Below are 12690 nucleotides of genomic sequence, written 5' to 3'. Positions count from 1 at the left end.
TTGAATATACCATCTTAACCTTTACCTTTAAAATCATAAAAAATATTTAATAATTGTAAAATTATTGATTGTATAGAAATCCTTAACGGGTCAGGTGGGTTCTCACACAAATTCGAGTATTTAAAACAACCCCCTCGCTCATATCTTGTTACTAATGTGCTTTATAGGAGGAGATGGAATGGCTGATGTGTTTGTTTCTCGTTCTTTAGAGGAAATACGGTTTTGGTCGCGCATTATGAAGGAACATTCTTTCTTCTTACGGTTAGGTTTTAGATGCGAGGATACCCAGTTGATTAATGAGGCCAATTATTTTTATCGTACATTCGAGACTATTGAGCAAAGAGCCCTTTCTTTCTCAGAGGAAACAGACCCGGCAACCATAGGAGCTTTTAATCAGGAAGTACATACTGCCGTGTCACATATTTGGGTTTTCAAAAGAAAAGTGCTGGGTTTAATTCTGACCTGCCAGCTGCCCGGCGGAACGAATTTCCCCCTCTTAGTGGATCATATCAGCAGGGAAGCGAGATATTTCCGCAATCGGCTGGAGGAATTGAATGAAGGGAAGCTCGAGCCTCTTCCCGATGCCATTATTGATGAGAATGTATTTTTCTTACGCATTATGGCCGACCATGCCAAATTCATCGGACATCTTCTGGATCCGTCCGAACGGAAATTGGTAGATCAAGCACGGGACTTTAGCCATGATTTTGATGAATTACTCTATCAGGCCAGAGATTTGGATTCGATGCGTCCCCAATCACAGACCGCTCCCTTATTAACTCAATTCCTTAATCAGAATAAAGTTTCGGTGAAATCACTAAAAGACTTTAAGAAAACGGCAAGAGATTTAATTGAGCAGTGTAAAATTAAGAGCATCATCCATCCTTTACTTGCAGATCACGTATTCCGTGAAGCAGAAAGATTCCTGGAGATCATCGAGATGTTCGAAAGCTCATTGACCGGAACCGCGGTCCGTACCCACATACTTCATCACTAGATCGTTAGATATTCCACCGCACAACAAAACCACCACGTATGAAGTGGTGGTTTTGTTCATTCCATATTCAAGTGCGGGATGAGACAAGGAGCCTGGTTGTATCAACCTTAGGGACCTTATCAGACATGAGCTATTGCAGGCTTCTCACATTTGTTCCCATCGTTGTTTGAAGAAGAGAACATAAACTTTACTGACGATAATTTTGACGATCATATAGAGAGGGATAATTAACAGAATTCCTATAATTCCGGCTAAATCACCACCGACCAGTACGAGAACGATTGTCGTGAGCGGATGAATGTCCAGCTGTTTGCCGAATACATAGGGAGCTATGAGATTATCTTGGATTTGCTGAGACAAGAAGATAATAACCAAGGCCCATAAAGCTGTTGCAGGCGACTCAAGGAATCCGATAATTAGAATCGGCACAGAGGACAGTAAAGCCCCGATGAACGGGATGAAATTCATGATCACGGCCACAATGGTAAGCAGTAACGCATACGGCAAGCCAATGAGAAGGAATCCCAGGAACATGAGTACCCCAAGCGCTAAATTTATCAATAATCTTCCTACAATAAAACCGCTTAGCGAACGGTCAATTTCTGAAATAACTTCTGCAGCATCATTGTGAAATCTTTTGGGTGTAAGGCCGATTAGTTTATCTCGAAGACTGCCTTTTTCTTTCAGCATATAAAATAGACTAATCGGGAAAATAAATAACACAATGGCAATATTCGAAACGACGGAAACCAGCCCGGTTACATAACCGGTCAGGAAGGTAAAGCCCTTATTCAAATAATTTGTCAATTGCGTTAAAGGGCTAACGTCTTTCGGCAGAAAATCCGCCAGAAACCCGCTCCTCTCCAGTTCAGCGAGTTTATCGCTTAGAGACGTGATTAAATCAGGGGCATTGTTAAGCAAATTAATCAGCTGCACGCGCAGAGAAGGCCAGACACCGATAATAAAGCCTGCCAAGATCACCGCAATGACCAAATAAATGATTAGAATAGCCAGCGTTCTATTTATTTTCTTGCGCTCCATTTTATTCACGAGTGGGAGCAGCAGGTAGTAAAAGAACACCGACAGCATCAAAGGTACGGTTACAATCGTAATGGTAGATAGCAGCGGCATAAAGATGAAATTAACGCGCGAACCCAGATAGATGATACCCAGAACGAGGATAACAGCTACACATAATTTTATAAAGGAATTGAGCTTGAACACATCTTCCCCGCCTTTTTCATATCATTGTTTGTACAGTTGTCTGTAGTTTTTTAACCAGACGCCTGAATTCTAAAACCTATTATTTATGTATTATTTTACCATATCAACCTTCTGTATTCACCTCTCCATTTTATTTAATCGACTCCATTGCAGAGTCACTGCCAGTATCCCCGCTGAACCTAACATGTCAATTCCGCCTATCGGTTCGGGAACCCTTCAGAATGAAAATTCTCATACTCTGACCACTAGCAGCACAGTTCGTGCTTTTGATTACCTGGCCGAGTAAGTCAGATGCGTACCGCGCAGCTGGATACCATATTCAGAATACGGCTAACGATACCCTTTGGTTTCTGGAAATGTTCAGAAAATGATAAAAGAGCTGCCATCAGGCAGCTCTTTTGATTGTAAGCTCTTACTTCATCTTAGTTAAGTATCGTCGCCAGCCTGATGATCTAAACGAGAACCAACGGGTCGGCCCGGATCCGGACAACTTTGATTTTTGATAAAATATTGACCAAAGGCGCTCCCGCTTTCATTTCTGAAAGTGAGGGTGCCTTCTTTTCACGCATACTTCACTTAATAAATTAAGACAGAAAGTCCTTCACCCGTTTTTTGAACGCTTCTCTGCCGGGATAGCCGTTATACAAACGATTGTTGACTGTAGAGGAATTACCGAAGAAGAACCGCTCATAGATCGTCTGCCTGCCGCCAAAAGCGCTGACGCTCAGTTCCCACCCGAGTCTGGACAGCTGTACATTTCCTTTAGCATCCAAGTCTATGCCTTTAAGATAAGTGTTTAACTGGCCGCTTATTTCGGTGTCGAAATCCTTTTCATCCGGAATCATGATCAGGCCGCTTGCACCGATTATTTGAATAATTTCAATCATGCGCGGATATATTTTCGGAAAATAAGCATTTGCGGCAAGCAGCGGCCTCCGGTCAGGAAGCATACTCCCCCAACGATCCCGAGAAGCACCCTTCTCTGCCGCAAGCTGCAGCGCCTTGAGTGTCTCCAGTGCGACAATTACTTCCGTCACTTTCTCAATTACATGCGCATGACTATCCAGACCAGCCGCTTCAACCATCGTTTCTATCGTCCCGAGCAGAAACTCCGTTTTGGCGATATTTTTACACATAATCTGTGTACTGGCGTGGGTATGAAACCGGCTTTCGTCAACCAGCTTAAACAGCATACTCTCATCGCCGCATATAAACACCCGGTCCCACGGGACCAGCACGTCATCAAAAATGACCAGCGTATCCATCTCCTCAAACCGGGAGCTTAGAGGGTAATTATAGGCGGACTCTCCCCCTACGAAGCTTTCTCTGCATACGTACCGGATTCCGGGAAGATTGCTCGGCACGGCAAAGGCGAATGCAAAGGGGCTATCCTCGGCCCCTCCCGAAGGAAACGGTGCGGGCAGCACAAGAATTTCATCCGATGTAGCCCCTTGCGTGTCTAACAGAAAAGCGCCCCGGATAATAATGCCGTCTTTATTCTTATCCACTACCCGGGCTGCTGCCGGTTCTTCAAAGGTTCTTAAGAAAGTCTCCAGCCTGCCTGCTTTCGGCTGAATAAAAACATGTGAAAGGGTGATATCATTTTCCCTGCAGTACTCATAGTACTTTCTTAAGTTTGAGGCATACTGGGGGCTTTTCTCTTCCAAGAGCCCGGACGCCGCCGAGAATGCCATCAGGGCTGTGTTCATGTAATCGGGTGCACGCCCCAAAAAACCGTGGTGCTTGTAAGCCCAGGCCTCCATCATTTCTCTTCTTGCAGCGAGATCGCGCTTCGTCTTGGGCTGCATGAAAGAAAGTCCGACGGGATCGCCTGTCAGCGGTGAAGAATAGGTCATACTGGTTCTCCATCTTTCGTCTTGCTGCATATCATACATAGAAGCTTGAGTCCCCATGAGACCCTTGAAAGCTTTATGCTCCGATATGTTTCCTTTCACCTGCTCCCCTGCAATCCGTATGTCCGGCAAATTATCATTTATACGCTGAAGATACTGCTCTCCGTTTTTAATGGGCATTGTCCAGTCGCCTCCTTGAGCTTACGATACAGTATTCGGATATAGACGACTTTGCATGAACGGATACCTATCAGATGAATTTCGCAAAGTGAAATCCTGTAAATGGAAAAATCGGACAAGCTTAAGATCGACAAAAGCGGTTTTGGACGATCTCATCAGCAACATCGTCAAAAAAAGATGGGGAATTTCCCCCACCTTTTGACCTTTGAATACTTATTTTCTTTTCACCACAGGTATCCATATTTCGCTTTTAAAATTAGGTAACGTGATTTCCTTGCTCTCATTCCATAATATCTCGGGTCCTTCCGCCAGTTCATATGTCGAAGATGGGAACCATTCCGAATAAATACGTCCCCATATTCCCTGCAGCGTCTCGGGAAAAGGTCCCTTCACTTCGAATACAGCCCATGTCAGCGCCGGTACTTCCAGCGAGGTCAGATCTTCCGGACACGGCTGAGTCGAAGCCACGCCGATATAATGATCTAGTTCTCCATGATCGAGCCGCCCTTCTGAGAAATTAAGGGATGCACTGATCAATCCCGCCGGCTCCATATTCGAAAGCTGTTTAAGCCTTTGGATCTTGGCTTCATCAAGACTCTGCCACATTAAAGTAATGTCGGGATTCACTCCATGGTAGATCAACGGGACCCTTTTCTTAAGGCCGATGATGTGAAAAGGCTCTTTATCTACAATCCGATAGTTCATTTCACTTCCTCCTTGTATAGTGAGTTGGAAGGTCATTCGCGGATACGCTTTTAAAAATGAACTTCGATTTCTGGCCTCTGACGGAGTAACTCCGTGCAGGCTATGAAAAGCACGGGTAAAAGCGTCCGGTGACGTATACCCGTATTTCACAGCTACATCTATGATTCTGCTATCCGGGTTATTAAGCTCAAATGCTGCCAGTGTGAGGCGCCTGCGGCGGATATACTCCGAGAGAGAGACACCTGCCAAGAAAGAAAACATGCGCTTGAAATGATATTCCGAGCATAACGCCTGCCTGGCAACCTCTTTGAAACCAATCTCATCCGCAAGATTCTCTTCGATATAGTTCATTGCCCCGTTCATTCTCTTAAGCAAATCCATGTGAATGACCTCCTTTCACTCATACAATAACAGGGTCCATATAGATCGGTCCGACATTCCGTGCACCGTTCTGCAGGGTTCCGCCTTCATAGAGAAACTATCCTCTCATTAAAGATTACGCTCCCTGGAGGGTCTTAGCATAAGCAATCCGATTGTAAGACTAACCATACTAACCGCCCAAAGGATACCAAGCCATGCGATAGTCAAAGAGTTCTCGATTGAACTGGTGTAAGCCCTTGTCTCCAGCACTTGTATCCAGCTCCATGCGCACCAGAAAAACAGGAGCAAATGCAATAAAATCCAGCCGTATCCGGCTTTTCTGTACTTGAATATGAGTCCTATCACCAGAACCAGAAGCGCCCCGATTACAGTAATAAGGCCAACTTGTAATAAGGGTATGACTTCTTCCTCCATTGACATGCTAACCATCTCCGTTTCATCGGAAGAATATTTCTGCTGCTACTGGTTAGACGTACCGCTCAGATTTTTGTTGCATCCGCTTAATATGTCCTGGACAGGCTGGACATGGACATCAGAAGATCAAAATACTTCTACATCCCATCTTAAGCGGATAAATAGTCCTTTACCTTCCCTACACGTCTAATGACAAGCCAGTCGATCGCGAGCACGGCAAGAAGTGAAACACCCACCAGCGGAAAGAAAATTCCGAAGCCGATCACGATGACCGCAATACTTTTGTAAAACTTGCGTTCCCTGGGCTGGGCAGGAGCTCCCAGCCGCCCGGCCGGCTTACGTTTCCACCACATGATTACGCCGGACAGGGAGATGCCGATCAATCCCATACATGCGATGGCTCCCAGTATCTGATTAGGCAGGCCGAAGTAGCGTCCTTCATGAAGGGCAATGCCGATTTCGATGGCTTGTGCGAGCGGACCGTAATTGGCAAATCTCAAATCTGCCAGGATTTCACCATTGTACCGGTCAATATGAAGCGTGGCCTGGTCTTTAGGGAACTTGGGGAATACAGAAACGGTATATACCCCCTTTTCCCCTTGCGGCATTGTAATCGTATAACCGCTGTGTAAGTTGCTAGCGTCAACGGTACGTATGACTTCTTCTACCGGAATTGTCGGCATGCCGTGTGAAGCACTCGACTGAGGCACAGGCATGTTCCCGGCTGCCCAGGGAACGTCAGCAACAGCCTTTGCAGGAAGAGAAGACTTAGGGACATTATCCCAGAGCTGCGCCGGGTACCCGGTTTGTGTCGAAAGGGCTATCCGGCTCAAATTGTCTCCCCATACACCCGACCAGGGAAGGCCCGTCATAATGAGCAGTACAATGCCTAGCGACAGCCACATCGCCGGAACGGCATGCAGATCACGCCACAATATTCGTTTGTTGTTCGACAACCTCGGAAGGAATGTACCGAATATGGATTTGCTGTCACGCGGCCACCACAAATACAAACCTGTCACGAGAAGGATGATTGCCCAGCAGGCTGCAAGCTCAATGATCCGGTCCCCTGCCTTGCCTATCAGCAGTTCGCCATGCAGCTTTTTAATGACTTGCATGAATTGGCTGCTTTCTTGCTGGGACCCGAGAATGGCTCCGGTATATGGATTAACATAGACGATAACCGCTTCCTCACCAAGCTTAATACCGACTTCGGATGAGCGGTCAGGTTCATCCGAAGGCCGGAATTTGAGGATGTCCGCTTCCGGATAACGCTCCTTCACCAGAGCGATCTGGCTGCTTGCCGGCAGGGGCGTTTGCTGCCCGGCTTGAACGACATACAGATCCTTGTACAGAATAGGCTCGATCTGGGGTTTAAACAAATAGATCAAACCGGTTACGGCCAGCAGAATTAATAGAGGCGCAAAAATAATGCCTGCGTAGAAGTGCCAGCGCCAGATCGAGCGGTACAGCTTATTTTCTTTTCCTGCCGATTGTTTAAGTTCCAAGATCATTCATCCTCTTCTTTGTGTGTTTGTTTAAAAGTCAGACGCTTTTGTTCATAAAAGCTCTCTGATTTCGGTCCGAACGATCCGTCTGGAAGAACAGCAGCACGCAAGGCAGCAGGCATAGAAGTGCGCAGCAGCCGTACATGACACGGAAGGAGTAATACTCGGCGAGGGGCCCCATAGCCAAGGCACCCAGTGAGAAACCGAAATCAGCGGCTCCGATAAACAGTCCGATTAAAAAGCCTCTGGCAGAAGCCGGTACAGCAAAGGAGACGAAGGTTAAGAGAGCCGGATATAACAGGGCAAAGGCAATTCCATTGCACACGGCCGCGGCCAGCAAAGTAAAGCCATATGGTGCCAGACTCAGCAGACAGCAGCCTGTCCCTGCCAGCAAGCAGGTAATGCCCACCAGCCCTTTGGGAGCCGTCCCGTCGGATGGAATCATTCCGCGTCCGATAAATCGGCAGACGACCAGCACAATCGTCTGGGTCAAAAAGTACCAGACCGCAGCCCGAGAGTGCGCCTCTTCCAAATAAAGAGGCAGGAATGTAAAGACCGCGCCATTGGCTACCGAAGCAAGCAGGATCATTACGGAGGATACCAATAGCGCCCTTTGCTTCCATGAAGAACTTTTAGCCGGTTGCTCTGGTTCTGCAGCGGTTGTACGGCTAAGATGACTAAGCTGCCCGGATCTCGATACTTGAATGGCAAATACTACATTTCCGATCGCCAAACCTATGAATACAAGCAGCATCATATTCATTGACAGCGTGTCCTTCAGAGCAAGCGCAGCCGCAGGGCCGAAAGTCGAGGGCAGCATAGTAGCCAGCGAATAAAGTGATAATCCTTGTCCTCTCATTCGCTCGGACATCAGATCCATCGTAATGATCTCCATCGCCGTAGAGAAGAACGCAGCAACAGCTCCTTGAATAACGCGAACCAGCCCCAGCACCCATAGCTGCGGTACGAAATAACCGAACAAGGACGCAGCGAATAACACTAGTATGATAACGAAAACACGATGTGCTCCGTATTTGTCCATAACTTTACCCGCTATAGGCCGGACTAACATGGACGTGAACATCGTGACTCCCATGATAAGACCGATATCCGTAGTCGATCCGTCTAGGCTCGCCGCATAAAAGGGCAGAACCATCAGAACCATGTAAACGATTGCATAGAAAAACACGGTAATCGCATAAATCTGCATCGCGTGCTTCGAGAAGGGATTGTCCGGATCCGGACGCAAGCTCTCCGCATGAATCAGCTTCTTATTCATACAAGATCTGGTCCTTGAGATACCGGCTTGGCGAATCAAGAAGATCCTCCAGCTCAGGCTTGTAATTAGCCGTTTCAGCAGGAAACACACTATAAGGCTGCAAATGGGTACGTGTCCATTCACGTAAATCGGCAGGACTCGTCGATGTGCTCATCGAATGGTTGTTCATCCATTCGTCATTATAAATTGTGGATAGGTACCGTTCCCCATTATCCGAGGCAATCACGGCGATTCGCTTGCGGTCCCCCCGGGCCTGCGCCAGTTTCAGCGCTACTAGCGCAGCCGCTCCGGTTGAACCTCCGCACAGGATACCTTCGTGGCGTGCTAATACGCGGCACATTCTGAAGGACTCCTCATCGGGTACTTTGTAAACAGCATCAATCCGGTTCAAATCACCGACGTTAGCCGGTGTCCAGCTTAGGCCCATACCAGGAAGAAGATAAGGATGCGGGACTCCTCCGAAGATAGTTGAACCGATTGCATCCACTGCAATGATCTTCACATGGGAAGCTTTTTCTTTGAAATATCTGGAGAATCCTCCGATCTGACCGCCTGTACTCACCGTTAGAATAACGGCATCCAGATTTTCTCCACATTGCTGAAATAACTCGGCAGCCGTTTGTTTGTAGTGGGCTTCGCTGTTGAGCAGATTAAAACATTGATCGGGACGGAACGAGTCCGGAATCTCCCGGTGTAACTTGTTCGCCAAAGTAATTCTTGTTTTATGATAGGAGCCGCTGTCATCCTGTTCCGTCACAACAATCACCTCTGCTCCATAAGCTTTGAGCATGGATAAATTCGTGGAAGTTGTTTTGGGATCAACGAGTATGATGACCCGGTATCCCCTTGCAGCCCCTATCATAGCGAGTGAAATACCGAAATTGCCGGAAGAAGATTCAATCAGTGTCCCTCCCGGTTTTAGCCACCCCCTTCGCTCGGCCATTTCCACTATGAAAAGCGCTGGCCTGTCCTTAATACTCCCTCCGGGATTGGTACGCTCCAATTTGATCCATAATTCTCCCTCCTCTCGCGTGACTACATTGCGCAATTGTATGACAGGAGTTTTTCCTATCGTGTCCAGTACCGAGTTCATTCTCCACCACCTTAAGGATTTTTTTCGGGCAACTTTATCTTAAAGGAATTCGTGAATTCCATATATGGCTAGATCGGGCTATTTATGGATAAAAAATTCAACCCTTTGCTACCGACTCGCTCCTTTCTATGTATAAGTCCGCCCTTAAAACTAAAAACGGATGTCCCCAAAATGAGGAAACATCCGTTTCTTGTAACGATTCCTTTAAAGCTGTACTAGACACGATCAGGAGCAGTCGAGCCCTGAAACATTAAGAGATCGTATGTCGCGGTTACTCCTTCAGGTATCCCGAAATGGTTCTCATAGTGCCTGAACATAGCAGCAAACAGCTGTCTGGACAAAGCTACCCCAGGAACTTCCGCCTCCGAGGAACTGGCTCCCAGCGCTTTGACAGAAAGCAGAAAATCCCGGGGAGACGGGTGCTTTTCAATGTAGTCAGACCGTTCGCTCCGGATCTCGCTTAAGCCCGCTGTCTTCATCTGGCTTAACCAATCCTCCCGCGTCTGGAAAGACAACCCGTGCCTCTGCGGCGCCCTTCCTACAGCCCGATAAGCTTGATCGAACGACTCATGCAGTTCACGAAACGTATCCGGTCCGAAAGTTGCGAATGCCAGGAAGCCGCCCGGGCTTAACAGCCGCCGAAGATGCCGCAGAGTCGAAGCCGGTTCTCGCAGCCATTGGAAGCAGGCATTCGATAGGATGAGATCGAATGAACCCGCCGGAGCCTGTTCAGCCCACATTTCGATATCGGCTTGAACAAAACGCATATTATCCCTACGGCTGCCCCTGCGAAGCAAGTTATCTCCGGCAGTACGCAGCATACGCCGCTCAGCCGCTTCAATCATCGCAGGCGATACATCTACGGCAGTAATGCAAGAACATGGCCATTTCTCGTCCAATATTTCAGTTAGCGAACCGGTCCCGCAGCCAACCTCAAGTATACGCAGTTCGGTCATCTCGCTTTCGTCCGTCAGAAGCGCGACAGAATCTGCAAGCCGCTTTGCCATCATACTCTGCACCCGGGCATGAATATCATATGCCCCTGCTGCACTGCGGTCGAATCCGCGTGCGGCCGTGTTATTGGCAGCGCTCATCGCCACCAGCTCCTTATTTCTTCGGCTATGTAAATTTCTCTTCCCGCAAACGGCGCATGACCGCCACCCGGCAGCGTTACCAGCTTCGCCCGGGGCAAATGCCGATGGAGTTCTTCTGCGGCAGCCAAAGGGCAGACCTTATCTTCGGTGCCGTGAAAGAGAAGAACGGGACATCCGATTTGGGGCAGCACTGCCAGATAATCTTCATGACGCAAGACTTCTAATCCCGCAGCAAGCGCGGATGTTGTCCAGCTGGCCGCAGGCGAGAATGACGCGTTATCGCACGAATCGCCGAATGCCAGCTGCCGGAACTTGACCTCCGCCTCGCAGCGGTCCTTCCTGAGTCCCGCAAGCATTTGCTTGAGATAAGCGTCCGGCCAACCGAGGTGCCTCTCTTCTCTGGGCCGTACGAATCTCGCCGTTGCCCCGAAGAGGACGAGGACGTCCGCCTGTCCCCGCGACGCAAGTCTTAGCGCGAGCAAGCTCCCCAGCGACCAGCCAGCGATCAGCAGCCGCTCATCGGACCCGCTCTTAGCCGCCTCTATATGCCGGGATGTCCGCAGCGAACCGGCTGCCGTTTCAGCCAGCTGGATTATTTCTTCGGCGGTACCGGCTTGAGTATAATCGGCATAGGTATGCCGATATTCCGGCAGCCATTGCCGGATACGGTCAAAAGCCGCAGTCGGCATGCTCCAGCCGGTCAGCCACAAGATTGTCGCTCTGCCGCCTTCAAAGCCCTGTTCCCGCGCATCCATTTGTATGGTCACGATTTGAGTACCCCCGTCTCTAATCCGGTTTTGCGTATTACTCCGGCAGCTTCAGCCAGCTCCTTGACCGTATGGGAGGCGGATAAGGAAAAACGGATTCGCGCGGTACCCGCAGGCACGGACGGCGGCCTGATCGCCACAGCCGCGATACCTTGTGTATCCAAAGCGCTGCTGAAACGTAGAGCTTTGGCGTTATCACCGACAAGAAGCGGAACGATGGGAGAATCGCCCGATCCGATGCTGAATCCCGCCGAGTCCAGTAAGGACCGGAATAATGGAGCGGAGTCCCACAACCTCTCACGCCTTTCATGCTCCGTCCGAACCAGATGGAGCGCGGTGGAAATCCCCGCCACTAGTGCAGGAGGCAGCGCGGTTGAATAAATTAGCGGCCTCGCATGATTAACCAGCCATCGGACCAGTGTACGGCTTCCGCAAATGTAAGCCCCGTAAACTCCGAATGATTTGCTGAACGTTCCCATATGGATGTCTACGCAGTCTTTAATCCCGAGTTTGTGACACAAGCCTTCGCCCTGTGTTCCATATATGCCCCCGCTGTGCGCTTCATCCACCATCAGCATGGCCCCATATTCCTGTTTGAGTTCTGCCAGCTCCCTCAGAGGCGCACTGTCGCCATCCATGGAGAACACGGCATCCGTTACGATCAGCTTCCGGGGCCTGTCCCGATATTTGTGGAGGAGAGATCTCAGATGGCTCATATCGTTATGACGGTACCGTGCATGTTCCGCACGGCTCAAGACAATACCGTCCACGATGCTGGCATGATTCAACTGATCGCTGAAAACAACGTCGCTGCGGCCTGCAACAGCTCGTATGACACCTGTGTTGGCCATATATCCGTTAGCGAATACTAGAGCGCTCTCACTTTGCTGCCAGGAGGCCAGTTCTTCTTCGAGACGGGTATAGGCAGGGGCATTACCCGTCACAAGCCGGGATGCGCCGGAACCAGTCCCTTCGCGAAGCAATTCCCTGCGGATCGTCTCCGTGATAGCGGGGTGGCCGGCGAGTCCCAGGTAATCATTCGATGACAGATTAAGCTTCGCCTGTTCTCCCTGCCTGGCGCAAGCGGGACTCCCCTGCACAGGAACACCCTCCCGCAAAGATCTTTCCAGCGATTCCCCCGCCAGAGACTCCAGTTCTTGTTCCATCCATTTCATGACAGGTGCCACCTTCATTC

The 12690-nt window shown here is 49.0% G+C and carries 11 protein-coding genes; 1 reads left to right on the top strand and 10 read right to left on the bottom strand.

The annotated features are described in order from the left end of the window. The first annotated feature begins 178 nt into the window (after positions 1-178). Positions 179-997, top strand: coding sequence for a DUF2935 domain-containing protein (locus AR333_RS09145; protein WP_068774944.1), 819 nt, complete (start codon positions 179-181; stop codon positions 995-997). A gap of 144 nt (positions 998-1141) precedes the next feature. Here the strand turns inward: AR333_RS09145 and AR333_RS09140 are convergent, their stop codons facing one another. The 10 genes from AR333_RS09140 to bioF form a co-directional block, all read right to left on the bottom strand. Then, on the bottom strand, positions 1142-2221 hold the full coding sequence (locus AR333_RS09140; RefSeq protein ID WP_068774943.1) for an AI-2E family transporter: 1080 nt from the start codon (positions 2219-2221) through the stop codon (positions 1142-1144). A gap of 584 nt (positions 2222-2805) precedes the next feature. Continuing rightward, positions 2806-4254, bottom strand: a complete 1449-nt coding sequence (hpaB, locus tag AR333_RS09135; RefSeq protein ID WP_068774942.1) for a 4-hydroxyphenylacetate 3-monooxygenase, oxygenase component — start codon at positions 4252-4254, stop codon at positions 2806-2808. A gap of 213 nt (positions 4255-4467) precedes the next feature. Beyond that, positions 4468-5340 carry an AraC family transcriptional regulator gene (locus tag AR333_RS09130; RefSeq protein WP_068774941.1) on the bottom strand — a complete coding sequence of 291 codons (873 nt, stop codon included), beginning with the start codon at positions 5338-5340 and terminating at the stop codon, positions 4468-4470. A 108-nt stretch (positions 5341-5448) separates the two neighbouring features. Then, positions 5449-5760, bottom strand: a complete 312-nt coding sequence (locus tag AR333_RS09125; RefSeq protein WP_068774940.1) for a hypothetical protein — start codon at positions 5758-5760, stop codon at positions 5449-5451. Positions 5761-5903: 143 nt separating this feature from the next. Further along, a complete protein-coding gene (locus AR333_RS09120; RefSeq protein ID WP_253735756.1) occupies positions 5904-7262 on the bottom strand; it encodes a PepSY domain-containing protein in 1359 nt (452 codons plus the stop codon). 37 nt (positions 7263-7299) lie between these two features. Continuing rightward, positions 7300-8541, bottom strand: a complete 1242-nt coding sequence (locus AR333_RS09115; protein ID WP_068774938.1) for an MFS transporter — start codon at positions 8539-8541, stop codon at positions 7300-7302. Continuing rightward, positions 8534-9634: a cysteine synthase family protein gene (locus AR333_RS09110; protein WP_068774937.1), complete on the bottom strand. Its 1101-nt coding sequence runs from the start codon at positions 9632-9634 to the stop codon at positions 8534-8536. The genes AR333_RS09115 and AR333_RS09110 overlap by 8 nt, the downstream gene beginning before the upstream one ends. A 215-nt stretch (positions 9635-9849) precedes the next feature. After that, positions 9850-10728, bottom strand: coding sequence for a methyltransferase domain-containing protein (locus AR333_RS09105; protein WP_068774936.1), 879 nt, complete (start codon positions 10726-10728; stop codon positions 9850-9852). Next, the gene (locus AR333_RS09100; RefSeq protein ID WP_253735755.1) at positions 10725-11495 is read right to left on the bottom strand and encodes an alpha/beta fold hydrolase; all 771 of its coding nucleotides are present in this window, start codon (positions 11493-11495) and stop codon (positions 10725-10727) included. The genes AR333_RS09105 and AR333_RS09100 overlap by 4 nt, the downstream gene beginning before the upstream one ends. After that, positions 11492-12670: an 8-amino-7-oxononanoate synthase gene (bioF, locus tag AR333_RS09095; RefSeq protein ID WP_068774935.1), complete on the bottom strand. Its 1179-nt coding sequence runs from the start codon at positions 12668-12670 to the stop codon at positions 11492-11494. The genes AR333_RS09100 and bioF overlap by 4 nt, the downstream gene beginning before the upstream one ends. Between the last annotated feature and the right edge of the window lie 20 nt (positions 12671-12690).

This window comes from Paenibacillus sp. FJAT-26967 (assembly GCF_001541095.1).
Classification (GTDB): Bacteria; Bacillota; Bacilli; order Paenibacillales; family NBRC-103111; genus Paenibacillus_F.
The sequence above is the reverse complement of the archived record's forward strand: the minus strand, read 5'-3'. Positions and strand labels throughout refer to the sequence as shown.

What these genes read in the sequence shown, in the direction of transcription:
- AR333_RS09145 (WP_068774944.1), top strand. Translation starts at nt 179, where the DNA reads ATGGCTGATGTGTTTGTTTCTCGTTCTTTAGAGGAAATACGGTTTTGG.
- hpaB (WP_068774942.1), bottom strand. Translation starts at nt 4,254, where the DNA reads ATGCCCATTAAAAACGGAGAGCAGTATCTTCAGCGTATAAATGATAAT.
- AR333_RS09130 (WP_068774941.1), bottom strand. Translation starts at nt 5,340, where the DNA reads ATGGATTTGCTTAAGAGAATGAACGGGGCAATGAACTATATCGAAGAG.
- AR333_RS09125 (WP_068774940.1), bottom strand. Translation starts at nt 5,760, where the DNA reads ATGTCAATGGAGGAAGAAGTCATACCCTTATTACAAGTTGGCCTTATT.
- AR333_RS09115 (WP_068774938.1), bottom strand. Translation starts at nt 8,541, where the DNA reads ATGAATAAGAAGCTGATTCATGCGGAGAGCTTGCGTCCGGATCCGGAC.
- AR333_RS09110 (WP_068774937.1), bottom strand. Translation starts at nt 9,634, where the DNA reads ATGAACTCGGTACTGGACACGATAGGAAAAACTCCTGTCATACAATTG.
- AR333_RS09105 (WP_068774936.1), bottom strand. Translation starts at nt 10,728, where the DNA reads ATGAGCGCTGCCAATAACACGGCCGCACGCGGATTCGACCGCAGTGCA.
- bioF (WP_068774935.1), bottom strand. Translation starts at nt 12,670, where the DNA reads ATGAAATGGATGGAACAAGAACTGGAGTCTCTGGCGGGGGAATCGCTG.